General features: G+C 60.6%; 19 protein-coding genes and 2 pseudogenes. 4 read left to right on the forward strand and 17 right to left on the reverse strand.

Going from position 1 to position 24,886, the window contains the following annotated elements; genetic code table 11:
- Positions 1-114: 114 nt before the first annotated feature.
- The 10 genes and pseudogenes from PSCI_RS23455 to PSCI_RS30285 all read right to left on the reverse strand — a co-directional run.
- A complete protein-coding gene (locus PSCI_RS23455; protein ID WP_045491644.1) occupies positions 115-627 on the reverse strand; it encodes a YciE/YciF ferroxidase family protein in 513 nt (170 codons plus the stop codon).
- Positions 628-1,094: 467 nt separating this feature from the next.
- Positions 1,095-1,352 (reverse strand): DUF1652 domain-containing protein, encoded by a 258-nt coding sequence (locus PSCI_RS23460; protein ID WP_052483492.1) that lies wholly within the window; start codon positions 1,350-1,352, stop codon positions 1,095-1,097.
- Positions 1,353-1,525: 173 nt separating this feature from the next.
- Positions 1,526-1,894 (reverse strand): hypothetical protein, encoded by a 369-nt coding sequence (locus tag PSCI_RS23465; protein ID WP_052483494.1) that lies wholly within the window; start codon positions 1,892-1,894, stop codon positions 1,526-1,528.
- A 32-nt stretch (positions 1,895-1,926) separates the two neighbouring features.
- The gene (gene hisN / locus PSCI_RS23470) at positions 1,927-2,715 is read right to left on the reverse strand and encodes a histidinol-phosphatase (RefSeq protein ID WP_045491650.1); all 789 of its coding nucleotides are present in this window, start codon (positions 2,713-2,715) and stop codon (positions 1,927-1,929) included.
- Positions 2,716-2,799: 84 nt separating this feature from the next.
- Positions 2,800-3,210 carry a response regulator gene (locus PSCI_RS23475; protein WP_045491653.1) on the reverse strand — a complete coding sequence of 137 codons (411 nt, stop codon included), beginning with the start codon at positions 3,208-3,210 and terminating at the stop codon, positions 2,800-2,802.
- 228 nt (positions 3,211-3,438) lie between these two features.
- Positions 3,439-5,839: pseudogene (locus tag PSCI_RS23480) on the reverse strand (TonB-dependent siderophore receptor).
- A gap of 192 nt (positions 5,840-6,031) precedes the next feature.
- Positions 6,032-6,502 carry an arsenate reductase ArsC gene (locus PSCI_RS23485; protein WP_045491656.1) on the reverse strand — a complete coding sequence of 157 codons (471 nt, stop codon included), beginning with the start codon at positions 6,500-6,502 and terminating at the stop codon, positions 6,032-6,034.
- Between the two features lie 9 nt (positions 6,503-6,511).
- The gene (locus PSCI_RS23490; RefSeq protein WP_045491659.1) at positions 6,512-7,798 is read right to left on the reverse strand and encodes an arsenic transporter; all 1,287 of its coding nucleotides are present in this window, start codon (positions 7,796-7,798) and stop codon (positions 6,512-6,514) included.
- Between the two features lie 22 nt (positions 7,799-7,820).
- Complete coding sequence (locus PSCI_RS23495; protein ID WP_045491662.1) at positions 7,821-8,171, reverse strand: metalloregulator ArsR/SmtB family transcription factor; 351 nt, start codon at positions 8,169-8,171, stop codon at positions 7,821-7,823.
- A 200-nt stretch (positions 8,172-8,371) separates the two neighbouring features.
- Positions 8,372-8,465 (reverse strand): annotated as a pseudogene (locus PSCI_RS30285) (MotA/TolQ/ExbB proton channel family protein); the annotation flags it as partial.
- 300 nt (positions 8,466-8,765) lie between these two features.
- Between PSCI_RS30285 and PSCI_RS23505 the strand changes: the two are divergent.
- Complete coding sequence (locus PSCI_RS23505) at positions 8,766-9,698, forward strand: LysR family transcriptional regulator (RefSeq protein WP_045491667.1); 933 nt, start codon at positions 8,766-8,768, stop codon at positions 9,696-9,698.
- Between the two features lie 225 nt (positions 9,699-9,923).
- The gene (locus PSCI_RS23510) at positions 9,924-11,090 is read left to right on the forward strand and encodes an alpha/beta hydrolase (RefSeq protein ID WP_144403317.1); all 1,167 of its coding nucleotides are present in this window, start codon (positions 9,924-9,926) and stop codon (positions 11,088-11,090) included.
- A gap of 45 nt (positions 11,091-11,135) precedes the next feature.
- Here PSCI_RS23510 and PSCI_RS23515 read toward each other — a convergent pair whose 3' ends face one another.
- From PSCI_RS23515 to PSCI_RS23530, 4 genes are all read right to left on the reverse strand, one after another.
- A complete protein-coding gene (locus PSCI_RS23515) occupies positions 11,136-11,780 on the reverse strand; it encodes a DUF6250 domain-containing protein (RefSeq protein ID WP_052483495.1) in 645 nt (214 codons plus the stop codon).
- 28 nt (positions 11,781-11,808) lie between these two features.
- Positions 11,809-14,544 carry an exo-rhamnogalacturonan lyase family protein gene (locus PSCI_RS23520; RefSeq protein ID WP_045491674.1) on the reverse strand — a complete coding sequence of 912 codons (2,736 nt, stop codon included), beginning with the start codon at positions 14,542-14,544 and terminating at the stop codon, positions 11,809-11,811.
- Entirely contained in the window at positions 14,544-16,769 is a 2,226-nt protein-coding gene (locus PSCI_RS23525; RefSeq protein WP_045491676.1) for a TonB-dependent receptor, read from the reverse strand. Before PSCI_RS23525 ends, PSCI_RS23520 begins: the two co-directional genes overlap by 1 nt.
- A gap of 66 nt (positions 16,770-16,835) precedes the next feature.
- Complete coding sequence (locus PSCI_RS23530; protein WP_045491678.1) at positions 16,836-17,843, reverse strand: ABC transporter substrate-binding protein; 1,008 nt, start codon at positions 17,841-17,843, stop codon at positions 16,836-16,838.
- Between the two features lie 341 nt (positions 17,844-18,184).
- Here PSCI_RS23530 and PSCI_RS23535 point away from each other — a divergent pair, with 341 nt between their 5' ends.
- Complete coding sequence (locus PSCI_RS23535; protein ID WP_045491680.1) at positions 18,185-19,402, forward strand: MFS transporter; 1,218 nt, start codon at positions 18,185-18,187, stop codon at positions 19,400-19,402.
- A gap of 85 nt (positions 19,403-19,487) precedes the next feature.
- Positions 19,488-20,087 (forward strand): histidine phosphatase family protein, encoded by a 600-nt coding sequence (locus PSCI_RS23540; protein ID WP_231906488.1) that lies wholly within the window; start codon positions 19,488-19,490, stop codon positions 20,085-20,087.
- Between the two features lie 22 nt (positions 20,088-20,109).
- Here PSCI_RS23540 and PSCI_RS23545 read toward each other — a convergent pair whose 3' ends face one another.
- The 3 genes from PSCI_RS23545 to PSCI_RS23555 all read right to left on the reverse strand — a co-directional run bounded on the left by PSCI_RS23545 (position 20,110) and on the right by PSCI_RS23555 (position 24,885).
- Positions 20,110-21,333: an RNA-guided endonuclease InsQ/TnpB family protein gene (locus PSCI_RS23545; RefSeq protein WP_045491682.1), complete on the reverse strand. Its 1,224-nt coding sequence runs from the start codon at positions 21,331-21,333 to the stop codon at positions 20,110-20,112.
- 525 nt (positions 21,334-21,858) lie between these two features.
- Entirely contained in the window at positions 21,859-23,187 is a 1,329-nt protein-coding gene (locus PSCI_RS23550; protein ID WP_045491684.1) for an LLM class flavin-dependent oxidoreductase, read from the reverse strand.
- Positions 23,188-23,295: 108 nt separating this feature from the next.
- On the reverse strand, positions 23,296-24,885 hold the full coding sequence (locus PSCI_RS23555) for an ABC transporter ATP-binding protein (RefSeq protein ID WP_045491686.1): 1,590 nt from the start codon (positions 24,883-24,885) through the stop codon (positions 23,296-23,298).
- Between the last annotated feature and the right edge of the window lies 1 nt (position 24,886).

Genomic DNA, 24,886 nt, shown 5'->3' on the forward strand with positions numbered 1-24,886 from the left:
TTGAACGCATCGGGCCAGAGCGGTTCGTGGCCTTTGGGGCGGCATGGGCGGCGGGTGATTGGCCGCGAAAAAAAGCCCGCCATCAAGGCGGGCAAGCTCGCACATCCGTTCGGCTTACTTTTTATTGGCCATCTTGGCGGCCTGAGCAGCACCTTGTTCGGCAATCACGGTGAGCTTTTCGTCGGCGCCCTTTTCCTCGACCAGAGTGTCCTTAAGCAGCTTTGCCGCCTCGTCGAACCCCAGTTGCCTGGCCATGGCGATCAAGGTGCCGTAGCTGGCGATCTCGTAATGCTCGACCTTCTGCGCCGCGCCGATCAGGGCGGCATCGAGTACTTCGCCCTTCTCGATTTCTTCGAGCAGGTCTTTACTCTCTTCAACCAGCCCTTCCATCGCGACGCACTTGATGCGCTTGAGCTTGAGCCCGGTGACCTCGACCAGTTGATCGATCCGTTCGATCTGGCCACGGGTTTCTTCCAGGTGCGTTTCAAAGGCCTCTGCCAGTAACGGGTTTGTGCAAGCGCGTGCCAGGCGTGGCAGCGCTTTGGTGATCTGTTTTTCTGCGCTGTAAACATCGGAAAGTTCGTGCACAAACAGATCCTGAACCGTAGTACGGGTAGCTTTAGACATGACAATTCTCCAATAAAAATACGATACAACCGATAAACACCGGCTCACCTTAGTTACAAATACTCAGCCACTGCCAATAAAACACCTGACAGCCCATCACTGTTTAGCGCGTGCATCAACACCGGGTTTAGCCGCAAAAAAAAACAAGTACACAGGCTCAGTAAAAGTGCCGTCAAAAAAGCCAGGCGAGGCAAGCATTGCAAGGTAAATACTGGCCGCAATGGACTACCTGAATTCGCTCACACGCAATGCGCTGTGTTTAGTTACGACCGAAGCTGACCGGCGAATCGTTCATCTTTCGATATTTATAATGACGGACGGCAAGACAAGCGGCGCCTTGGTCAATTGAACAGTGTCCAGTGGCAAAAGCCCACTCACCAACAACTGTCTATTTCAACTTTAATAACGGCCTGAAAGCCTGAAAAAGTTAAGCGGACAGCCCGGTTGGTTACGTGAATACCCCCGGCTCAGCTTTCCTTGCGCCAGCTCTCCAGGGTTCCGTGATGCTGTTGAGTCAGCTCCTGCTTGAGCTGGAACACCAGATCCACGATGGCCCGACTGGTGGTCAGACTGGAGGCGTCAATCTCATGGGCAATGAACGATGGGTGGCCCTTGCCCGACTGGTAGACCGAAACGGTCATTTTCTGGTTGTTGTCGATGGTGCAGATGCACCTCAACGGAAGAAAGCCAGACTCGATGATCTGGCGAAGCTCTAGGGGCGACATCACGGCTGCTCTCCCGGACGGGTGGATGATCCATAAGCAGTCGAAAGGAAATGTGCAGTGTTTGTTCCATGAACTGGACAGGCGGGCGCTGATTCCAGCAAACACCGGATTGCAGGACTAATTCGCGGCTGAAGCCGCTCCTACCCGGACCGCCCCCCCCGGCGCGAACACGCTCAGGACGGAAACCGCTCGCTGCAATACGCTGCGAGCATGTCACGCAGCCAGGGGGTCATCATCTGCTTGCCCAGCGCATCGCCCAGCAAGCCCATGTCATCGGACACGCAGGCAGCGATCTCGGCATTACGAGTAATACGAAAACAGCTTTTGAACACGTACTCGCGCAACTGTCTGACCTGCTCAGCCGCCTCTGGCGAAACATGTTCATGGCAATCGACCATGGTGCAGGCCTGCACCCAACTGCTGTCGAACGAAGCGCTGTCGCGCAGGTCAAGCACGGCATCCCAATTATCGATATTGCCCAGCAGGCGCTGGAAAAAATCGTCCTGGCGCACGACAGCCGTGAGCTCGGCAAGGCTTTGCATAATCAGTGCATCGCTCCATCAGAGGGCAGGATTCAGCCCTTGCCCGCCAGCAACTCCAGCACCTGCGCGTGCAGCGCCGGATCACCGCAAGCCACCACTGGGCCGCCATGCTGCGCCGTGCCGCCGGTCCAGCTGGTCATCACGCCACCCGCGCCTTCGATGATCGGCATCAGTGCCTGCACGTCATAAGGTTTGAGGCTCGCTTCGATGATCACATCGACATACCCGCTGGCCAGCATGCAGTACGCATAGCAGTCACCGCCCCAACGCATCAGGCGGGTCTGGCTGGCGACCCGATCAAAGGCTGCACGCTGCGCTTGATCGAACATGTCTGGCGTCGTCGCCATCAGCGTCGCTTGCGACAGGCTCGCGCAACGGCGGGTCTTCAGCGGCGCGCCATTGCACCAGGCGGCGTCGCGGGTGCCGACATAACGCTCGCGGGTGAACGGCTGGTTCATGACGCCCAGCACCGGCTGCTCGCCGTCATTCAACGCAATCAGCGTGCCCCACAGCGGCAGCCCGGTAATAAAGGCACGGGTGCCGTCGATCGGGTCCAGTACCCAGGTCAGGCCGCTGCTGCCGGCCACCGCCTCTTCTTCTTCACCGAGAATGCCGTCGTGCGGGTAACGGGCCTGGATCAGCTCGCGCATCACCCGCTCTGCCGCCTTGTCGCCCTCGGTCACCGGATCGAACAACGCCCCGCCCTTGTCTTGCACCGCCAGCGGCGCACGGAACCACGGCAAAATCGCCAGGCCCGAGGCATTGGCCAGTTGGTGGGCGAAAGTCAGGTACTCCTGGAGTTTTTCTTGCGGCAAAGACATGAGCGATTCCCGGGCTTGATGCGAATAACGGGGGCAGATTCAGACACGCCCGCCATGACAGGCGCGCATCATAGCCCGAGCGCATCAGGAATGCAGGCCCGGCGTCTTATCCGAGCGGTTCCACGGATACCCCTTGGCCATCAGCAGCATCTCTTTGGCCTGATCGAGAAAATCACTGATCAGCCACGGCTTGGGCATGAACCGCGCATTGGCCGGCAACTCGTCATTGCGCACGGCGCGATGTCCGGATGTCACCAACACCGGAATCTGCGGCCAGCATTCAGAAATCAGCCAGGCCAGCTCGAACCCGTCGATCTTGCCCGGCATCTTGATGTCGGTGATGACCAGCCCGATGTCGGGGTGCTCCTGAAGAATCTTGAACGCTTGGTCGGCATTGGGCGCACCCAGTGCCTTGATCTCTCCAAGCTCAAGAATCTCCTGGGCCAGTTCCAATAACACCGGCTCGTCTTCCACTACTAATACGTACTGTTCCATAGACTCGGCTCCATCAGTTGTTACCCATGTGAAGCCTTGACTGGACAAACGGTTCAGAGAATTTTGCCGAACGGTCGTGACCGTGGGTTTGGGCAAAGGTGGTGGTGACGGGCGTGGATTCCGATGAGTGGATAATGGCCTGATGCCTGGTCTTTGAGATGCTCAATCATGCCTGAACAGTCCCGATGGTTCCTGTCGGCAAGAACCATCGGCCGTCACGCGCCTTGACTAGAACGCATACACCAGTATGGCCGTGGCGCTGCGCGGGGTGCCATACCAGCCACGTGAACCAATCGCGGTGTAGTATTTCTCGTCAAACAGATTATTGAGGTTGAGCGCAACACTGGTTTGCGCGGTGAACGCGTATTGCGCCATGACGTCGACAATGCTGTAGGCATCCTGGCCGAATGTTTCGTCATTGGGGCCGGCGCCCTTGTAGTACTCCGCCCCTTGCCAGCGCACACCGCCACCCACTTTCAGTTGTGGCATTGACTGCAGGCGATAGCTGGTGAACAGCTTGAGGGTATCCCTGGGCACTTCAGTGCGCAGGCGCTGGCCATCCGAGTCCTCAATCACCGCGTAGGTGTAGCTGGCAGACACTTGCCAGTCAGGAAGGATTTCGCCAGCCATTTCCATCTCGAAACCACGGGTCTTGGTACCAGACTCGGCACGGTAGGCCTGATTGCCGTCCGGCGCCAGGTTGCTGCCGTCGGCCACCGCGAGGTTGTCCTGGCGGACCTCGAACACACTCAAGCCTGCGGTCAGACGCTTGTCCCAGAACTCGCTCTTGAGACCCAGCTCGTAATTCACGCCCTCTTCCGGATCAAGGTAGCTGCCAGTGACCGTCCTGTTGCTTTGAGGCTTGAAGATCGTGGTGTAACTGGCGTAGGCCGACCAGTTCTCGGACAGGTCATAGACCAGCCCCAGATAAGGCGTGACCACCCCGCTTTCGCCACGTGAAGTGCGGGTGACACTGCCGGTCGACAAGCGTTGGGAGAGGTCGTCACGTTGCCAGTCGATCACCCGTGCTCCGGTAATCAACGCTAGATCATCGGCCAGGCTCCAACGCACCGAAGCCACCAGCCCGGTCTGGGTTTCGTCCTGCGCCGTGCGCGAAGAGCGGGTATGGATCGCGCTCGGGGTCGCCAGCGAACCGTCCCATGTATAGATGTTGTCGATGGTCTGAAACGACCACAGCGGGTAACCGTAACTACGGTAGTAGGCTTTGTAGTGGCTGGCTCCGAGGTAGAGCTGATGCTCGCGGGACAACAACTGGAACGGGCCGGACGCCGACAGTTCGAACGAGGTCTGGCGCGGCTCCCCTGCCCAGCGGCCAGTCCAGGTACTGATGCCGCTGCCATCGGGGTTGACAGTACCGCTGGCAGCGGTGGCAAAGGCATCGTCATAGCTGCGGCGGCTATGCTCGGCGTTGAGTTTCAACTGCCAGCCATTTCCGAGCTCATGGTCCAGGCTGGTGAACAACGTCTTGCTCCGACGTTTGTGGTAGCTCCAGTCCGACGCCGAGTTGAACGAGCGCGAAGGCTTGAAATGACTGCCATCAGTGTTGTACATCGGGAAGCCGTGATTGCCGGCGCCTTCGTTGTCCATTTCCTGGTATTCAGCCCCCACGGTCAGCATCGTGCTGTCAGTCAGGTCCCACTCCACCACCCCGTAAGCCACCTGCTTTTCCAGGGACTGGCGGTCGACATGGCTCTGGCCATCGCTGGCCGAGGCAACCAGGCGCCCGCGCACATGACCGCTGTCCGATAGCTTGCCGGACAGGTCCAGCTCAGTGCGGTAGGTGTCCCAGGAACCGGCTTTGAGGGTCAGCGAACGCTGCGGTTCGAAGGTCGGCTTCTTGCGAATCAGGTTGACCGTCGCGCCGGGGTCCCCGGTTCCGGACATCAGCCCGGTGGCCCCTCGCACCACCTCGACCCGGTCATAGCTGACCATGTCGGCAAGGTCGTCGCGAAATCCGAAGGTATCCGGGCGGTTGAAACCGTCAACCTGAATACTGCCGACCTCAAAGCCGCGCACATAGATATGGTTGGCGTCGCTGCCAGCCGGCCCCATGCTGTCGACGACCACACCGGGCGTCTGCTCCAGTACCTGAGTAACATCGGTCAGGTTCTGGTCGTCAATCTGCTGGCGGGTGACCACACTCACCGACTGCGGTGTCTCGCGTGCCGACAGGCGCAGCCCGGTCGCGGTATTGGCAGAACCTGTGGTGTAACTGCCAGTGCCTTCAGTGGTGGCCCCTAACTGCACGCTCGATACAGTGGTCGCGCCCAGCTCCAGGTGCGGGTTGGGCCAACAGGTAACGCTTGTCTGCGGCGCGCTGCATCTGCAGCCCACTGCCCTGCAGCAGGCGCGCCAACCCTTGCTCGGGCTCGTAACTGCCCTGCAACCCCTGACTGCGCAGGCCGGCGGTTTGTTCGTTGCTGAAGCTGACCGTCACCCCGCTGACGGTGGCGAACTGGTTGATGGCAGCGGCCAGCGAACCCGCCGGGATGCTGTAGGCGACCGGGTCTGCCCAGGCATTGACCCCCACCAGCATCGCACCTGAAAGGCCCGCTGCCAGGGTGGCCTGACGAACACTGATGGCGAGGGGAGAAAAACAAGCGGACATCCATTGACTCCTGTTCCGTGGACGTTCGATTACCAATGCGAAACGCATCGATAACGAGAATCCTTCGCATGAAAGGGGCGCAATGTTCTGTAATGTTTTGCTGGTTTGTCAACTGGCGATCAGGATTTTGCCACTTGGCAATATGCCACCACGAAGTGTCTGGTTCGGGGTTATCGCAGACTCCGGCGACCGTTACTGCTGACCTATGCGGTCCAGCTCGTGCTTGAGCTTCTCCGCTGTGAGGGCCGAATGATCCAGGCGCAAGAATGCTTCTAAACGCTTTTTGATCTGGTCGACTGTCGCGTCAAATGCGGCCTGAACATCGCTGTCTGATCCTTGCACGGTAGAAGGATCGGCAAGGCCCCAGTGGCTTTTGACAGCGGCTGCGAAATAGACCGGGCATGGTTCGCCTGCGGCCTGGTCACACACGGTGATCACCACATCCGGTGGTGAATCCGAAAAAACCTCTGAGCCTTTGCTGTAAAGACCGGTGGTGTCGATACCCAGCGCCTGTAGCGTGCTGACGGCGCGAGGATTGAGCTGGCCGCTTGGCAAGCTGCCTGAACTGACCGCAGTCAATCCACTCGGAGCCAGGTGGTTGAACAGCCCTTGCGACAGAACACTGCGGCAACTGTTGGCCGTGCACATAAACAACACTTTCATGGCTTTCTCCTAGGGGATGCTCAGCCGCAACGCCAGTGCCGCGAGCGTTACCAGCAAGATAGGGAGGGTGAGGATGCTGCCAACTTTGAAGTAGTAGCTCCAGCTGATACGGATGTTCTTTTGCGCCAGGACATGAAGCCACAGCAGTGTGGCCAAGCTGCCGATGGGGGTGATCTTCGGACCCAGATCGCAACCGATGACGTTGGCGTAGATCATGGCCTCACGCACCAGCCCCGTAGCGTTGCTGCCCTGGATGGACAGAGCGCCGATGAGCACACTCGGCATGTTGTTCATGATCGACGACAGCAGCGCAGCGGTAATGCCCGTGCCCAAGGTGGCCGCCCACAGTCCATGCCCGGCGAACGTATCAAGCAACCCGGTGAGGGCGTCAGTGAGTCCTGCATTGCGCAGGCCATAGACCACCAGGTACATGCCCAGTGAAAACACCACGATCTGCCAGGGCGCGTGCCTGATGACTTTTTTTGTCGAGATGATGTGGCCTCTTGCAGCGATAGCCAGCAGGATTACCGCACACCCTGCAGCGACGGCGCTGATGGGGATGCCTGATGGCTCCAGGGCGAACAGCCCGAGCAACAGCAGGCCAAGCACCCACCAGCCAGCAATGAAGGTCGCCCGGTCACGAATAACCGCCTCTGGTGCCTCAAGCTGACCCACGTCGTAGCGGGCGGGGATGTCCTTGCGATAGAACATCCAGAGCATCACCAGCGTCGCCGCCACCGCCACTAGATTCACCGGCCACATGACTGACGCGTACTCTGCGAAACCCACGCCAAAGAAGTCGGACGAAACGATGTTGACCAGATTGGACACCACCATGGGCAGACTGGCGGTATCGGCGATAAAGCCTGCGGCCATCACAAACGCGAGGGTCGATGCAGGACTAAAACGCAGCGCCGTCAGCATCGCTATAACGATGGGGGTGAGGATCAGTGCGGCGCCATCGTTGGCAAACAATGCCGAGACGCTTGCCCCGAGCAGGATCATCAGCGCAAACAGACGCCCGCCTCTGCCGCCCCCCCAGCGGGCGACGTGAAGCGCTGCCCATTTGAAAAAGCCTGCCTCATCAAGCAGCAGACTGATGATGATCACGGCAATGAAGGTCGCGGTGGCGTTCCAGACGATGTGCCATACAACCGGCACATCCTCCCAACTGACCACACCCGTCAGCAATGCCAGACAGGCACCCGCTGCTGCGCTCCAGCCGACGCCCAAGCCCCTTGGTTGCCAGATAACGAGCACCAGCGTAACCACAAAAATCGACGCAGCGATAAACATGGGGATGTTCCAGATCAAGAGGTCAGCAGCAGGAGGTTTGGCGTACGGGCCTGTCGTGCATCGAAGCCAGCCGTCCTTGCTGGTCTTTGACCCAGCGCTGGTGGGCGTGCGTTGTGACCTTCAGAACATCCAGCGCCCACTGTTCAAGCTCGGGGTGCAGCCGGTAGTAAACCCACTGACCCTGCCTGCGGTCTGCGAGCAAGCCACAGGCACGAAGTTGGGCCAGGTGCCTGGATACCTTCGGCTGATTGTCATCCAGCGCCCAGATCAGCTCGCACACGCACAGCTCACCCTCAGCGCAAAGCATCAGCATGATCCGCGCGCGGGTTTCATCCCCCAGGCATTTGAAGAACGTGTGTGGTGCAAGAATCATCGGCGAGCAGCCTGCATATGCGGATAAACGAATATGCGGATGTAATCACATTTGACCCGTTTGTACAAATGCCTGGCGAAGATAATTATCGGCCACGTCCGGGATGCTCGGTCAGGCCAGCATTGAGACTGGCTACAACGCTTATAACCGGTGCGACTCGTCACTCTCCTTTGCCAACCGCGCTGCCCCGGCCCTTTCCATCACGGCCAGCCCGAGCACAGCGATCGAAAACACAATCAACAACCACACGACAGAGTTTTCAATCGATTGAAAAGGCGATTCGAGCAGTTCCATGGCGTTATTCCTGTTCCAGGGCTGGGGTATTGCGACGCGCCTTGGTTCAGGTAGCCCGCGAAGTGAGATGTACGGCGACGGCTCAAATAGAGCCTTCAGGCCACCGGACCCGGCCATGATGACCAACCCCGTATATTTCCAAAAAGAATTATTGGTTATTTTTAAATAACCGAAATTTACTCCCCGCAGTAAATCCGAAATGGCATAAAAATCCAATTTTTGATTCTTTTTCAAATTTTCCCGCATCAGGCACAGTACTTCCCCACTCTTCTTGTTACCCGCCAGGAGCCGCCCTGCCCCATGCATCTGGATCTGCGTCAATTGCGTCATTTCATCGCTCTGGTCGAATACCGTAACTTCGGCCTGGCCGCGCAGGCGTCGAATATCTCGCAGTCGGCGTTCAGCCGCAGTATTCAGGGGCTGGAGCAGAGTTTCGGGGCGCGGTTGATTGATCGCACGCGCAATCTGGAGCCGACCAAGAAGGGCCTGATTGTGCTGGAGCATGCGCGGTTGATGGTGGGCAATGCCCATGATCTGCTCAATGCCGTGCGTCAGTTCAATGAGCGTGAGGCCGGTGAGTTGTCGTTTGCCTGCGGCCCGGCGCCCGCGGCGTGGTTGATGCCGCAGGCGCTGGGGTTGTTTACCCGGCGGCTGCCGAAGGTGCGGCTGCGTTTTCATGTCGATAACTGGCAGGCGCTGGGGCAGCGGTTGCTGGCGGAGGAATGCGAGTTTTTCGTCGCCGATGCGCGTAATTTCGAGCATGACCCGGATTACCGGGTGGAGCTGCTCAGTTCGCATCGCTGGGGCTTTTGCTGCCGCAGCGATCATCCGCTGGCGGGGTTGGAACAGGTGACGGTGGAGCAGTTGTTCAGTTATCCGCTGGCAGGTTCGGTGCGCCCGCCCAACCTGCGCAAGGCGCTGGTGGAATTGAGCGGGCGGCCGGATTTTCAGACCAGTATCGAGTGCGACAACGGCTATAGCCTGATCAGTGTGATTCAGCATTCCGATGCCATTGGCACCACCAATGTCAGCAAGAGCAATCCGTACCTGCGCCAGGGCTTGAAGATTCTCGATGTGCAGGGGCTGGATCCGCAGTTGCCGGAGTTTTATACCCACTACGGGATCGTCAGCCGGGCCGGTTACAAGCTGTCCTTTCTGGCCCAGACCTTGATCGAGTGTTTCCATGAGGCGGATCGGGCGATGCAAGTGTTGGAAGCTGAAGAGCACCTCTAAAAACTACCTGCGTTGCCATCGCAGCGGCGGCTGCCTCGCCTACGTTTTACAGGCACCCTGTAATAATGCGATTACACACAACCCCTCGAAATGCAGGGTGGCGCTTTGCCCGACACCCATTTAAACTTGCAATAAAAACTGCGCACTATCGGCATACCTACTTTCATCCCTTGTACGCGCAAATGAAAAAAATGCTTCAGAACCCAAGCAAAAAGGAATTTTTGATTGAACAAGTCATTCGTGGGACTCGCAGCAATCGCGATAGTGGTCGCCTATCTTATTTATTCTTTAATTCTCAACCCTATCCGTTACGGGTCAAGCAATCCATTCTCACAACTTCACGACCTTATATCTTTATCCAGGCACACCACTCACACGTCACCCGACAAAGACCTTCCCGACCCGTACAAAAATAAAAATAATGAAGCCCCGCAAGTTACCGTGTTTTATGGAACCAATCGAAAATCAACAGACCAAGCCTGTAGTTTTGGTGCAGAACGGTCGAAACACAACGTGATTACTTATGGCTCTTGCACGATTTCCATACCTCCAGACCATCGGATGGGTGTCATTGAGGCACCCTCCATGCTCTGGGGAAAGGAACGGCCTGAAAAGCACGTCATGCTGGTGAGCGGACAGTCACTGAATCGGTCCGAGTTCAGGGCCATGGTTTCAAATCTGAGCAAAGACTCAGGAGCATCGCTGGTTTTTGTGCATGGTTACAACGTTCCATTTCTGGACGCTGCCAAGAGAACCGCGCAAATGACGTACGACCTGAAATTCCAGGGGGCGCCTGTCTTTTTCAGTTGGCCTTCAGCGGGATCAGAGGGGGCCTACATGGCCGATGAAGCAACGGTGGAATGGTCATACCCCTCGCTTTACACATTTCTGAAAGACTTATTGGATGACGAGAACACCAGGAACGTCTACCTCATCGGCCATAGCATGGGAACCCGTGCTCTGACCCATGCGCTCACCCGCCTCTATACAGAGCAACCCAAACTGGCAGAGAAGCTACGAGAAGTGATCCTGGCAGCCCCGGATATTGATGCCGCTACTTTTATAGATAACATTGCTCCGTCAATCGTAAAAAAAGGGGCTCCCGTCACCTTGTACGCATCCTCTAATGACCGGGCGCTCCAGGCATCAAAAACATTTCATTCTTTCAGAAGAGCGGGTGATTTCGCCACCCCCGTGACATTGATCGACGGGGTTGAATTAATAGATGCAAGCCCCATAAAAACAGATTTTATTGCGCACTCCTATTACGGAGACAGCTCATCGATAATTGCAGATATTTATGAAACACTGCAAGGCAAGCGACCCTCACATCGATTTAACCTAACTACCATAAAAGTCTCTGAAGGCAGCTACTGGAGAGTTAGGAACTAATTCATATAACGTGATCACCCCACATGTCGGGCCGCGATATTGTTTTCAAATCTCAATCACCCTGAAGCGGCTGATGGCCTGGCGTGACCAGACCGAGCGAAAGCCGAAGTAGCCGTCTGTGGATCGCCCGTCCAGCGCTTGCTGGAACATCAGCCGGTCATCGACCCAATAGGCGGTCTTGTCGGCGCTGACTTCAACCCGAATGCGGTAAATGCGTCCGGCTTCGAGCAGGTAGTCGGGTTGCAGGTGTTCGCCCAGCAAGTGACGCTCGCCGCTGCCGTCGTACCAGCGAAAGCGCGTGGTGCTGTTGCCGTTGCCGCCCATGCCCACGTACCAGCTGGCCATGTTGTCGTAGGCTTCCAGCACGCCGTTGCGTCGCGCCAGGCGCAAGTGCCCGTCTGGCAGGTCCGGTTCGTGGGCGCCCCAGAACAGGTTCATGTCACTGAGGCGGTCGTTGGCCTGGCCGGCCACCAGCACCTGGCGCAGAAATTCGATGCGGTAGGCACCGCGCAGCGGCCGGTCGAGCCAGACGGTCATGCCGGCGCGGGTGTCCATGATCAGCCGTTGTTGCTCGACGTACACCGCCGAGCCGGCTGGGTCCTGGGTTTCGATGCGCCAGCGCTGGGGGTCCAGTGCGCTGAAGTCATCCTGCTCGATGGCCGCGGCCGGTTGAGCGATCTGGGAAAGCATGGTTACGCCCTCTGAACGGGTAGATAGGTCAGGCATCGTGGTTAAAGGCCAGCAGGGCCATGGCGGTAAGACCCCATTGCGCCACGGCATTGGTCGACAGGTTGGCCGCTGCGGAGGTGCCAGCCTGTTCGTCGATCCGCGACACCGGGTCCGGTTCATCGAGCGGGTACAGGTAGGCCGGCACCTCGACGCGGTTCAGGCGCTCGTTGGGTTGGGGGATGCCGCCTGAGCCGGCGAAAAACTCCTTCCAGGCCCGTTCACGCAGGCCGCTATCGTTGAGCCGCCAGCCAGCGAACGCGGTCAGCCGGGCATGCCCTTGGGCCAGGTTGAGGTGGGCCAATGGCTGGCCGAGCGCCTTTTGCTTGTCAGCCGGTGCCGCGTTGTAGAGCCGGCAGTAGTCGAGCCAGGCTTTTTCGAAGCCGGCCGAGGGCAGCAGTTGCAGTAGTTCGCTGCAGATTTCTGCCAGGCCGAACACGGCTGACAGGTGCGAGACGCTGAGCTTGCCAGTGGTGTTGGACTCGAAGCGGCCACTGTCGAGGTGCATGCTCGCCACGCCGGTAAAAAACCCGTGGGGCTGGGCGGCGATGGATTCCATGCTGGTGAGCAGGCGTTTGCCGATGGCCGGGTCGCCGCTGCGCTCCCACTCGGTGAGCCAGGCGGCGGCGATGGCGCCCCAGTCAGTGCCAAAGCTGATACTGGCGTAGCCTTCGCGCGGCTCCGCCTGCTGACCAATCTTGCGCCCGGGCACCACTTCGCGCAGGGTGCGCAGCGCCTCGTTCTGCTCGCGCAGCAGGTCGCCGACCCGCTCGTCAGCGGTCAGGTAATAAAGAAAACGCCGGTTGGCGGCGGTGGAGATGCGCAGTTGCTTGGCGCTATCGCCCCAATGCTGGACGTTGTGCCGCGAGCCCAGTGGTGCGAAGCGGCCCAGGTGGTGCACATCGACTTCACCGGTGTGCCGAGTCATGGCCTCGGCCATGCGGAACACGTCGTGGCGGCCGCTGCGCAAAAAGTAGTACCACAACCACAGATCGGTGCTCAGTTCCGAGTTGTCCCAGGCGTAGCCGCCGACGTCGTAGCGCCACACGTGGCGATGCTCGTCGTAGGTGTGCATGACATCGCCGTAGTCCCAGAAGCCGTACCATTTGCGCTGTTCGACTTCGTTTTTGTAGAAGTCGAAGTACCAGCCCAGTTGCGACTCAAGCTGTTGCTCGCGTGCCCCGCCCTTGCCCGCCGGCGCCCAGCCGGGGCCGAACACCTGTGCGGCGTGCAGGTGCTGCGGGCTGGCCAGCAGTAGCGGCGGCTCCTGAATACGCCGGGCGATCTGCTGCAATTGGCGGTTGCTGGGGGTGGCAGCGACCAGTTGCAGTTCCAGCTCACTGGTGCGCGCCACGCCCAGTGGCGTGTTAAAGCCCGGTTCGTAGTCTTCGTAGGTGATTTCCAGCGCTTCACGCTGTTTGACGAAGCTGTCCTGGCCTAGGCCGTCGTGGTACGGGCGCAGGTCCATGGCGCTGGCCTGGGGCGCCCACAGCCAGAGGGTGATCTGCGCCTGCTCGGTGTGCGCATCACTGATGTCCAGTTGTGCCGGGTAGCTCTGCCAGAAGTTGCGCAGGCCGAACACCACCCCGCCGCTCGGCGAGCCGAGGTAACCGACTCCTGCAGCACGCTGGCCACTGGCGCTGTGCAGCCAGCTGCGACCGCTGGCGGTGCGTTTGCTGATCTGGAAGCCGTCCGGGTGCGCCTGTACCAGCCGGTAGCTGCCGAACGCCGGAATGTAGTGCAGACGGTTGCCGACCTCCGGGGCGAACTGCTCCACCGGGCCGGTGCTGCGGCCTTCGACCTGGGCGCGCAAGATCGCCTCGCCGGCGTCGCGGCGCAGGCCGGTGAGGCCGCGCACCGCTTCGCTGAACACCCCGCCGTTGGCACCGACAAAGCGCACGTGGCGGTCATGCAGCGGCGCTTGCTGAGGGCTGTCGAAACGCAGCCCCACGCCCTTGATGAAGTCCTGTTGCGCATCGCCGTCGAACACCAGGGTGTGCAGGATGCGCAGGCTGTCACTGTTGGCGTAGGCATACAGGCGCACCACGAACGGCAGCAGGCTGCCCTCGCCGCCCTGTAGTTGATGGGTGCCGTGCAGCGCGACGACGGTGCGCAGCGGACCGTTCTGCTCCAGCAGCACGCGCTGCACCTGGCTGCGGTAGTGACGCAGCGCGCCGCCGGGCTGGTCCGGGTCGCTCTGCACTTGCAGCAGCAGATGGCCGTTGCGCAGCAGGGCCTGGCCTTGGCGTTGCACGTTGGCGAGCAGCACGTCGCCCTGGCGCGGGATGACGCAACGTAACAGGCCGGTGTCGATCACGATGCTGCCCGGCTGCTCATCGGCCAGTGGTTTACCGGCCGGTGCGCCACGGGCCGGGCGCAGCTCGAACTGCTCAGCCAGTGGTGCGCCGGGTGCCAGAGCATGGGCGGTCCATTTCAGGCTGCCATCCGGCCAGTAAGCCAGCGGCCAGCTCTGTACAGCGGTCGAGCCACTGCCGTGAGCGTGCAAGGCGAACTGGCTACCGGCCGGCACTTGCCCACGCGCCCACGGCGTGCCCCAGGTCACCCCGGCAAAGGCGTCCGGGCGCAGGCCGCCCAGCCAGGCCAATGGCGCCGACGCGGGCGCCAGCGCCGGGTTGGCGGCCTGCGCCTGAGCAAGCAACGGTGCGGCGCCGGCCAGTATCGCGCTGGCCTGGATGAAGCGGCGGCGGTCAATCAGCGGGCCGCGCATCAGAAGTCATAACCTACGGTCACACCCAGGGTGCGCGGCTCGCCGAGCACACCAAAGGCCGAGCCATAGTCACCGGCGCTCATGCTGCGGTAGTAGCGCTTGTCGGTGAGGTTGTTGGCCCACAGTGAGGCATTCCAGGTGCCGTCGGCGTATTTGCCAGACAACCCGGTAGACAGGTTGAGCAGGCCGTAGCCGGGAATCCGGGTGAACGCCGAGTTGTCCACCGAGCCGTAGGCCCAACTGCGGTACGACCAGCGCGCCTGGGCGAACGCCTGCAGGGCGGCGAAGGTCTGCCACTCGTAGCGGCTGGTCAGGTTGTAGGTGACCTTGGGCGAGCGGAATACCCGTTCGCCGTTCATGTTGCACGAGGACGGCGCATTGGGCGCCAGGGTGATTTCCGCCGGGCAACGGCCGTCCGCGAAGTCCAGGTACTTGTTGTCCAGCAGCGTGCCATTGAAGTTGAGGCTCAGGCCGTCCAGCGGCTTAAGGGTGATGTTGGTCTCCAGCCCGCGCGAGCGCATGGTGCCGGCGTTGATCAGGTAGCTGCTCTGACTTTCCAGGTCATAGGCGGTGGTCTGGAACTGCTCGACCTGCGACCAGAACAACGCCGCATCGATGCTCAGGCGCTGGTCCAGCCACTGGCTCTTGAACCCCAACTCCGCGCCACGGGTGCTTTCCGGTTCCAGCAGCAGGCTGTCGAAACCGGCTCTGGCCGCCGCGCCCGACGACACGTTCATGCCGGGGGATTTCTCGGCGTAGGCCAGCGTGGCGTAACCCTGCAGGGTCGGAGTGAAGTAGTAGGTGGCGTTGAGCATCGCCGCGGGCAGCACCTCGTACTGGTTCAGCTCGCCAGAGTCGAAGTCGTTCTTGTTGACCCGGCGGAACGAGCCGGATTTTTTCTCATAGGTGGCGCGTAACCCGGCGGTCACATCCAGTTTGGGGCTCAGGTGCCAGGTGCCCTGGCCAAATACCGAGAACATCGTGTCGTCGATCTGGCCCCAGCGCTGCACCAGCTTGCCAGTATTGCTGGTGTTGCCGTAGTACTGGGTGACCTGAGCGCTGCTGCCATAGTAGTCGTGGGCGTAAGTGTCGAGGTTTTCGCCCCAGTACACCGCGCCCAGGGTGTAGTCGAAGAACTCGCCCTTGGGTGAGTCCAGACGAATCTCCTGCGACCACACCCGGTCGCGCACATCGGCACCGCTGCCGGCATACAGCTTGATGTCAGTGCCGTCGGTGTTGTTCGGCTGGTAGCCGAAATAGCGGTAAGCAGTGGTCGAGCGCAGGTTGTAGCCGCCGTCAAGCTTCCAGTTGGCCTCGACCGACAACCCGCCCTGATTGACGTAGGCGCGGTTCTCGTCGTCGGTATTGACCCGATAGCCGCCGCCCACCACCCGTGCGCCGACCAGGTTGGTGCGGGTGATGTAAGGCACGCTGCCGTTGATGCTGTGCGCCGCATCGAGCACCTGCACCGGGTAGCTGGTGGCCTTGTTGTAGTCGGCGATCACCCGCAGGCTGAAATCATCGCTCGGCACCCACAGCAACTGGCCGCGCGCGCCGTCCTGGTTGCTGCCGCCCAACTGGTGGCCGCTGTACTCGTTCTTGATGTAGCCGCCCTTCTCGGTGTGCGACACGTTGATGCGCCCGGCCAGGGTTTCACTCAGCGGGCCTGAGAACATCCCTTGGGTCTGGGTGTAGCCACGCTGGCCGAGGGACTGGCGAATCGAACCCTCGGGGCTAAAGGTCGGTTTGCGGGTATAAATGTCCACCGCGCCGCCGGTGGTATTGAAGCCGCGCAGGGTGCCTTGCGGGCCGCTCATCACCTCGGCGCTTTCGATGTCCAGCAGGTCATTGGAGAGCATGCCGGGGCGGCTCAGGTACACGTTATCGAGAAACAGCCCGACACTGCTGGGCATGCCGATGTTGATCTCGCTGCCGCCGCCATCGCCGACGCCGCGAATGGTCATGCGCGTGTCGAAGGCGTCGACAGTCGCCACGTCCAGGCCGGAGGCCACCTGTTGCAGGTCTTCAAGGCGATAGACGCCCTGCTGCTCCAGGGTCTTGCCGCTGAGTTTGCGCACCGAAGCCGGCGGTTGCTGAGCGTCGGCCTGGCGCTCGCCCTCCACCTGTACGGTCGACAGCGTGACCGGCTCGGCCAGGGTCAAGGCCGGGGCCAGCACCAGCGCGCTAAGCCAGGGAAGGTGTTTGTACTGCGGTAGAAGGTTCATGGCGGTTTCCAGAGGACGAGTTCAGGCCAGCCGGCCGCTCGGGGCGCCGGCACAGGAATGACGAAACTATTGGGCGGAGCTGTTCAAAAAGCGTGGCTCAAGCCACTGCTGCAGATCGATATCGCGACGAATCAGGCGCGCTTCTTTGGCACTGTCGATGGCCTGGCGCAGTTGCGCGACGAAGGCCGGATCCAGCTCCGGCGACAACAACTGCGAAAGCGGCGGCGCACCCTCCAGGTCACTGCGCAACAGGTCGATGGGGTAATCGGCCTGCTCGCTGAGCAGTTGCAGGTAAGCTTCGCGATGGTCCGGGGTACTGGCCCAGGTGGCGGCCTCACGCTGCACCTGGACGATGCTCTGCACCCAGTCGGGGTGTTTTTCCAGCAAGCGCCCGGAGACCAGCACCAGCCCGGCCAGCTCACCGGCGCCACCGAGGCTGCGGGTCGACACCGGTATCTCGGCCAGGCCGCGCCGTTTGAGGGCCAACACGTTGGCGCCGCCCCAGGTGGCGTCAATCTGCCTGGCCGCCAGGGCCGCGCTGGCGGCGGCGAAGTCCAGGTTCACCACTTTAAGGTCCTGCTCGGTCAGCCCGGCGGTGCGTAGTGCGCCAATCAACGACAGTTGGGCGGCGGTGCCGCGAAACACCGCGACGCGCTTGCCCTTCAAGTCGCCCAGCGAATGAATGTCCGAACCCGGCGCCACTGCTAGGTGATGCGCGATGCCGCGCGCCGCAACCGCCACCACGCGGGTGTCCAGCCCGCCGGACTTGCCGACGATGCTGCCCAGGTCTCCGAGGTACGCCATGTCGATCTGGCCGTTGGCGAACGACTCGTTGATCAGTGGTGCGGCGCCCTTGATGAAGTGCCATTTGACCTGCACGCCCTTGGGCGCCAGAGCCTTTTCCAGGCGTTGTTGGGCATGGATCACATCCACCAGCGCGCCGCCGGCCGGCTTGCCGCCGGCACCGATATCGGACACTGCAACATTGAGCTGCAGGGCTTCAGCCATGGCAGCTGGACTGCTCAGGCCAAGGCTGAACATGAGGGTCAGGGCTATGCGGAAAACAACAGACATCTTCGGCTCCGGATTCAATCGCCAGCACACAGGCTGGCTGCACGGCGCCTTTTAATCACGGCGCAATGCCTGCCGCTAAATACCTAAAGCGCCCTTGCTTATGCCCTGATGGCATAAACGGCTTAATCCGTGGTGCGCAGCGGTTATGTGCAAAGCGCAAAAAAATCTTGATGAAAACGCATTGGCCGTCCGTACAAGAAGCGGGTTTACTGCGCAGCCCTCGTGCCCAATGGACGCCGCGTACACGCCAGGCAGTTGCTGCTGTGTTGAAACCCGTCGCGGGCGAACGGTGCTGCTCACATTTAGGCTCATCGCCTTTTTCATCTGATGATCAATCGCCCATGACAGCACTGCCTGCCTTGACCCAGCCCGCCAACCGCGTCTCCCCGCTGCTGATCACCATCGCCATGGCTCATGCCATCAACGACCTGTTCCAGGCCGTGCTGCCATCGCTGTATCCAGTGCTGCAGAGTCAGTACGGCCTGAGTTACGCGCAACTTGGCCTGCTGACGCTGATGTTTCATCTCATCGGCTCGCTTTGCCAGCCGCTGGTGGGCTGGTACACCGACCGCCGCCCCTGCCCCTGGCTGCTGCCCTGCGCCATGTTGTGCATGGGCGCGGGCATGGTGCTGCTGGCCTACGCCGAGGGCTTTACCGGCTTCATGCTAGCGGCGGCCCTGGTCGGCCTGGGCTCATCGATCTTCCACCCCGAAGGCTCCCGCGCTGCACGGGCCGCTTGCGCTGGCCGGCCGGGACTTGCGCAGTCGGTGTTCCAGTTGGGCGGCAACCTTGGCTCGGCGGCCGCACCACTGTTGCTGGCCACAGTCCTGCTGATGCCGATTGCTCAGTTAGGCTGGTGGATGGCCGCCCTGGCGGTGGCCGGCTGGTTGCTGTTGCGCAGCGTGGTGCGCAGCAATAGCAATGCCCGCCTGATGCCGGTAAGCCCACCCTCGCCACTGGGGTTGCTGCCAGCCAGACGCAAGGTTCAGGCGCTGAGTTTGCTGGTGGTGCTGGTGCTGTCCAAATATGTTTACCTGGCCTGCATCGCCAACTTCTATACCTTCTTTCTCATCGAGCGCTTCGCCATGGACATTCGCCAGGCGCAGCTGTACCTGTTCGCCTTTCTGGCCGCCATCACCCTCGGCAGCCTGCTCGGCGGGCCGCTGGTGGATCGTCTGGGCCGGCGCAGGGTGATTGTGCTGTCGATACTCGGCGCCTGCCCCTTCGCCTTGGGCCTGCCCTTGGCCACGCCAGGGCTGGTACTTGGCCTGTCGCTGCTGATCGGCGTGATCATTGCCTCGGCCTTCGCCGCCATTTTGCTGATGGCTCAGGACCTGCTGCCCGGCCGCATCGGCCTGGTAGCGGGCGCGTTCTTCGGCCTGACCTTTGGCATCAGCGGCATCGGTGCAGCAGGGCTGGGGGTGATGGCTGACCGCTGGGGCGTGATTGCCATCTTCGGTTACGCCAGTTGCCTGCCACTGCTCGGCCTGCTGGCTCTGGGGTTGCCCAGGGACGACGATGAGAAACCGCTTTTTATATTCCGGGATGGAATCAGCTAGAACGCTAAAGCCTTTCACCCTGCCATCAAGGCTGGTTATAAAAAATGCTGTTAATACTTTTGGCAATCATCAGGAGCCTGTAACCATGAGCCTGCAGCTCTACGTAGTACGCCACGGCCAGACGTGGGCCAACCGTGAGGGGCGCTACCTCGGCGCACTGGATGCAGAATTGACTGAAGAAGGCCGCCAACAAGCCGAGACCTTGCGCAACGCGTTACCCGCGCAGATCGACGTGCTGGTCAGTTCGCCGCTGTTGCGGGCACGGCAAACCGCCGAGATTCTCAATCAGTCGCTGAGCCTGCCCCTCAATGTGGATAGCCACTTTCGTGAGCGTAACGTCGGCGTATTCGAAGGGCTAACCCAGGCTGAGGCCCGGACCCGCTATCCGCAGTTGTGGGCGCGCAATATCACCCGGCAATGGCAGCAAGCACCCGATGGCGGCGAGACCATTGCCGAGGTGGTCGAGCGGGTACGGCTGGGCCTGAATGGACTGGTCGAGCGCCATGCGGGCGGCACCGTGGTGCTGGTGGCACATGGTTTCGTGGGCAAGACCGTGCGGGCGCTGGTGCGCGGGGACTTCTCGGATTTCTTCGACTGGCAGCTTGAAAATGGGCAGCTGCTGGCATTGGAGAATGTGGGCGGTATTGCTTTGCCTAATGAAGCGTTGACATCCTCCCCGGCCTGAAGGCCGGAGATTCCTGCGGCGCTCAGGCGCGGCATCGAGCCGCCCCCGAGTCGCTTCGGTGGGTTCCTGCTGCTGGCGCCATGACCTCTGCGCTCACTTCACAGGCTAACCGGGCGTGTCCCGCCCTTAGTACATTCATCGCGCCGACCACATCGGCGTTGCCTTCGAAACCACATCCCACGCACCCGAACAGCGCTTGCGTCTGGCGGTTGGCCGCCGACACATGGCCGCAACAGGGGCACGTGCGGCTGGTATTTTGCGGCGGCACGGCAATCAGCCAGCCACCGCACCACGCCAACTTGTAGTCCAGTTGGCGACGGAACTCGAACCAGCCCTGATCGAGGATGGCCCTGTTCAGGCCAGATTTGGCCCGAACGTTTCTTCCCGGTGCCTCGGCCGTACCTGCCGCCGATCTGGACATATTGCGTACCTGCAAGTCCTCGATACACACCATCGCGTGGTTTTGGCTGATCGTGGTGGAGCACTTGTGCAGGTAGTCGCGGCGGGCATTGCCGATGCGCGAGTGAATGCGCTGGACGCGGGCTTTCGCTTTCTTCCAGTTGCGGCTGAATCTGACCTTGCGGCTCATCGCCTGCTGCGCTTTGCACAGCGCGGTTTCATGGCGTTTGAAGCTGTTCAATGGTGCGTAGAACGAGCCATCCGAAAGCGTGGCGAAGCGGGCAATGCCCATGTCGATGCCAACTGCCGCACCCTGTGCCGTGGGCTGCTCATCGATCTGGCGTTCGGTCTGGATACTCACGAACCACTTGCCACACGACTGGCTCACGGTGATGTTCTTCACAGTACCCAGCGTCTCGCGGCTGTTGCGGTAGCGCAGCCAGCCCAGCTTGGGCAGAAACAGGCGACTGTTGGTCTGGTCGAGCTTGATCTGTTTCGGGTCGGGATAGCGGAAACTATCGCGCTGCCCCTTCTTCTTGAGTCGGGGAAAGTCGGCTCGTCTGGCGAAGAAGTTGGTGTAGGCCCGTTCCAGATCCTTGAGGCTCTGTTGCAACGGGTGAACAGGCGCATCGGCCAGCCATGCGGTTGGCGGGCTATTGCGCCATTCGGTTAGCAACTTGCACAGGCCCGCATAGCCGAGCTTGTTCTCGCCTTGCTCGTGACGTTCCTTCTGCAACGCCAGCGCCTTGTTGAATACGAAGCGACAGGAGCCCGCAAAGCGGCGCATTTGCCGCTCCTGTCGGCCGTCTGGCATGAGTTCGTACTTGAAGGCTTGAAGTCGTTGCATGTTGCTCTTGAGCCATGAGCAATGAAGACGCCATTAGGCGCGGACGGCACGGTGTTTTCAAGCTGCATGCCCATGGGGTCTTTGTAACGAAACATCGCCGCAGAAGGGCATCTGTGTCGCCATGTTACTGCGCATCATCCTGTGGCGGTGCGTACACCGAACAGCAGCAGACACCCCACTGCAACCAGGGACGGCTACGCCGTCCGCGCTATCCTTCCCCGCCCTGAACGGCGGGGCTTGTCGCGCCCCGATGGTCATTTGAAATCGACTGAGCGCTTTTGCAGCCCATTCGCCAGCAGAACTTGCCTCCCACCCGTCCTGCGTCGTGCCTACTGCTTGAGCTCGACACGGCCCCGGTGGGAGATTCTATGGTTATGAGCAAGCCCGTTACTTCAGTTTTGAATGCAGCATCGCATTCGTCGGCTGAGCCGACTCCCACCAGTTCGGCGTAATGCCTACTTCTTGAGCACGACACAAAACCGGTGGGAGTGGCCGACCGGCGCTCCGGTTGCCGACGAATGCTCTTCAACCGGCAAAGAACCGGTTCTGAGGCCTCGGCAACCCCAGGTTCTCGCGCAAGGTCTTGCCCTCGTACTCGCGGCGGTAGATCCCGCGACGCTGCAGCTCTGGCACGACCTTGTCGACAAAGTCCTCCAGGCCGCCCGGCAGCCACGGGAACATGATGTTGAAGCCGTCGCTGCCGCCTTCTTCCAGCCATTGCTGCATTTCATCAGCAATGCTTTGCGGTGTGCCGACAAAGGCAAGGCCGGCGTAGCCGCCCAGCCGCTGGGCCAGTTGACGCACGGTGAGTTGTTCGCGGTCGGCCAGGGCGATCACCCGTTCGCGGGCGGTCTTGCTGTCGTTGGTTTCAGGAGTCGGCGGCAGGTAACCGTCGGGGTCGAAGCGTGATGCGTCGGTGCCCAGGGCGATGGACAGCGAGGCGATGGCGCTCTGTTCATGCACCAGGCTGTCGAGCCGGGCGCGAATGGCCCGGGCCTGTTCGAGGGTATCGCCAACCACGACAAAGGCTGCCGGCAAGATTTTCAAATGCTCGGGGTCGCGGCCCAGCCCTTTCATGCGGCCTTTGACGTCGGCATAGAATGACTGCCCTTCTTCCAGGGTCGAGGGCGCGGCAAAGATCACCTCGGCAGTTTCTGCCGCCAGTTGCCGGCCCGGCTCGCTGGAGCCGGCCTGGACGATCACCGGCCAGCCCTGAACCGGACGGGCGATATGCAGCGGCCCCTTGACCGAGAAATACTCGCCCTGGTGGTTGAGGGTGTGCAGGCGCTGCGGATCGAAGAACTCGCCGGTCTCAACGTTGCGGATAAAGGCGTCGTCGGCCCAGCTGTCCCATAGCCCGGTCACCACGTCATAGAACTCCCGCGCCCGTGCATAGCGCTGGCCATGGTCGAAATGCTGTTCCAGGCCGAAGTTCAGCGCGGCATCGGGGTTGGCGGTGGTGACGATATTCCAGCCGGCCCGGCCCTCGCTCAGGTGGTCCAGCGAGGCAAAACGCCGGGCCAGGTTGAAGGGTTCCTCGAAAGTGGTCGACGCCGTGGCCACCAAACCAAGATGCTCAGTGACCTGGCTGAGCACCGACAATAAGGTCAACGGTTCGAACGAGGTCACGGTATGGCTGCGCTTGAGCGCTTCCAGCGGCATGTTCAGCACCGCCAGGTGGTCGGCCATGAAAAACGCATCAAAGCGCCCCTCTTCGAGCTTGCACGCCAGTTGCTTGAGGTGCTGAAGGTTGAAGTTGGCATCCGGCCACGCACCGGGGTAGCGCCAGGCGCCAGTGTGGATACTGACCGGGCGCATGAACGCGCCCAGTTTGAGTTGACGCTGAGTGCTCATCAGGCAGCCTCGTGAAGAATTTGCCTGTCAGCATCTGGATTGGCGACTGGTTGGTCCAATAACCAATCGATCGATGTTATGCGCTTGGGCTATATAGCGATCAGGCTATCAGTACGCACTGGCAGTATCCTCAACGAAAGATGCCGCCAGTAATTCTCGGGTGTAGGGGTGCTTGGGCGCAGAAAAAAGCTGCTCGGTAGCGCCTGCTTCCACCACGACACCATTTTTGATTACCAGCACCTCATGGGCCAGAGCGCGTACCACCGCCAGATCATGGCTGATGAACAGATAGGACAGGCCGTGTTCTTGCTGCAAACGGCGCAACAAGTTAACCACTTGCTTCTGCACGGTCCGGTCCAGAGCCGAGGTCGGCTCGTCCAGCAGAATCAGTTCTGGCTTGAGTACCAGCGCCCTGGCAATTGCAATACGCTGGCGCTGTCCTCCAGAAAATTCATGAGGATAACGGTGGCGCATCGACGGTTCCAATCCCACATCGACCAAGGCATCGATAACCTGCGACTCACGTGACTGAGCATCAAGATCAGTATGCACGCGCAAACCCTCTTCAAGAATCTGCTGCACGCTCATGCGGGGACTGAGACTACCGAACGGGTCTTGAAAGACAACCTGCAGCCGGCGCCGCCAAGGACGCAACGCCCTGCCTTGCAAAGCGTCCAGTGCCTGGCCCTGAAAGCGGATGCTGCCCCGCGAACTGATCAGGCGCAATATGGCCTGGCCCAAAGTGGACTTGCCCGATCCAGACTCACCGACAATGCCCAGCGTGCGGCCCGCTTGCAGATTCAGATCGACACCATCCACCGCTTTTATAGGCGGCCGGCGGCGCAGCAGTCGGCCTTGGGCAAACCAGACTTTCAGACCTTTTACCTCTAAAAGGGTCTGGCTTTCAGCTAATGGCAGCGCTTGGCCCTGCGGTTCGGCATCCAGTAACTGGCGACTGTACGGATGCCGGGCAGCGCTGAACAGTTGGGCACAATCAGCCTGTTCAACAATTTCTCCGGCGCGCATCACAGCGACGCGCTGGGCAATGCTTCGCACCACATTCAGATCGTGACTGATCAACAGCAGGGCCATGCCCAGGCGTTGCTGAAGTTGCTTGAGCAACATCAGGATGCGCCGCTGCACGGTGACATCCAGTGCAGTGGTCGGCTCGTCGGCAATCAGCAATTGTGGCTCGCACGCCAGAGCCATGGCGATCATCACGCGCTGGCGCTGGCCACCGGAAAGCTGGTGAGGGTAGGCTTGCAAACGCTGTCGAGGCTCACCAATACCAACCAACTCCAGCAGTTCGACTACCCGTTCGCGGGCTTCACTGCCCACCAGTCCCTTGTGCAGTAGCAGTGTCTCTGCCAACTGACGCTCGATGGTGTAAACGGGATTGAGAGAAGTCATCGGCTCCTGGAACACCATCGCGATTCGGTCACCGCGAATCTGTTGCAAACGCTGCGGATGTGCCCCGATCAGTTCCTCGCCCTGATAACGAATGCTGCCACGGCTCTGGGTCAGATGGGCAGGCAGCAGTTGCAGGATAGAGTGGGCTGTCACCGACTTTCCCGAGCCAGACTCCCCGACCAGCGCCAGGCATTCGCCGGGCAGAATCTGCAGATCGATGCCGCGCACGGCCTGATGGCCTTCGAAGGCGACGTGCAGGTCACGTATTTCAATCAAGGGTTCAGTCACA

Source organism: Pseudomonas sp. StFLB209 (assembly GCF_000829415.1).
Taxonomy (GTDB): Bacteria; Pseudomonadota; Gammaproteobacteria; order Pseudomonadales; family Pseudomonadaceae; genus Aquipseudomonas.

Bases quoted from the DNA above. Each gene is read 5' to 3' on its own strand.
- PSCI_RS23455 (WP_045491644.1), bottom strand. From the start codon at position 627: ATGTCTAAAGCTACCCGTACTACGGTTCAGGATCTGTTTGTGCACGAA.
- PSCI_RS23460 (WP_052483492.1), bottom strand. From the start codon at position 1,352: ATGTCGCCCCTAGAGCTTCGCCAGATCATCGAGTCTGGCTTTCTTCCG.
- PSCI_RS23465 (WP_052483494.1), bottom strand. From the start codon at position 1,894: ATGCAAAGCCTTGCCGAGCTCACGGCTGTCGTGCGCCAGGACGATTTT.
- hisN (WP_045491650.1), bottom strand. From the start codon at position 2,715: ATGTCTTTGCCGCAAGAAAAACTCCAGGAGTACCTGACTTTCGCCCAC.
- PSCI_RS23475 (WP_045491653.1), bottom strand. From the start codon at position 3,210: ATGGAACAGTACGTATTAGTAGTGGAAGACGAGCCGGTGTTATTGGAA.
- PSCI_RS23485 (WP_045491656.1), bottom strand. From the start codon at position 6,502: ATGAAAGTGTTGTTTATGTGCACGGCCAACAGTTGCCGCAGTGTTCTG.
- PSCI_RS23490 (WP_045491659.1), bottom strand. From the start codon at position 7,798: ATGTTTATCGCTGCGTCGATTTTTGTGGTTACGCTGGTGCTCGTTATC.
- PSCI_RS23495 (WP_045491662.1), bottom strand. From the start codon at position 8,171: ATGATTCTTGCACCACACACGTTCTTCAAATGCCTGGGGGATGAAACC.
- PSCI_RS23505 (WP_045491667.1), top strand. From the start codon at position 8,766: ATGCATCTGGATCTGCGTCAATTGCGTCATTTCATCGCTCTGGTCGAA.
- PSCI_RS23515 (WP_052483495.1), bottom strand. From the start codon at position 11,780: ATGCTTTCCCAGATCGCTCAACCGGCCGCGGCCATCGAGCAGGATGAC.
- PSCI_RS23520 (WP_045491674.1), bottom strand. From the start codon at position 14,544: ATGCGCGGCCCGCTGATTGACCGCCGCCGCTTCATCCAGGCCAGCGCG.
- PSCI_RS23525 (WP_045491676.1), bottom strand. From the start codon at position 16,769: ATGAACCTTCTACCGCAGTACAAACACCTTCCCTGGCTTAGCGCGCTG.
- PSCI_RS23530 (WP_045491678.1), bottom strand. From the start codon at position 17,843: ATGTCTGTTGTTTTCCGCATAGCCCTGACCCTCATGTTCAGCCTTGGC.
- PSCI_RS23535 (WP_045491680.1), top strand. From the start codon at position 18,185: ATGACAGCACTGCCTGCCTTGACCCAGCCCGCCAACCGCGTCTCCCCG.
- PSCI_RS23540 (WP_231906488.1), top strand. From the start codon at position 19,488: ATGAGCCTGCAGCTCTACGTAGTACGCCACGGCCAGACGTGGGCCAAC.
- PSCI_RS23545 (WP_045491682.1), bottom strand. From the start codon at position 21,333: ATGCAACGACTTCAAGCCTTCAAGTACGAACTCATGCCAGACGGCCGA.
- PSCI_RS23550 (WP_045491684.1), bottom strand. From the start codon at position 23,187: ATGAGCACTCAGCGTCAACTCAAACTGGGCGCGTTCATGCGCCCGGTC.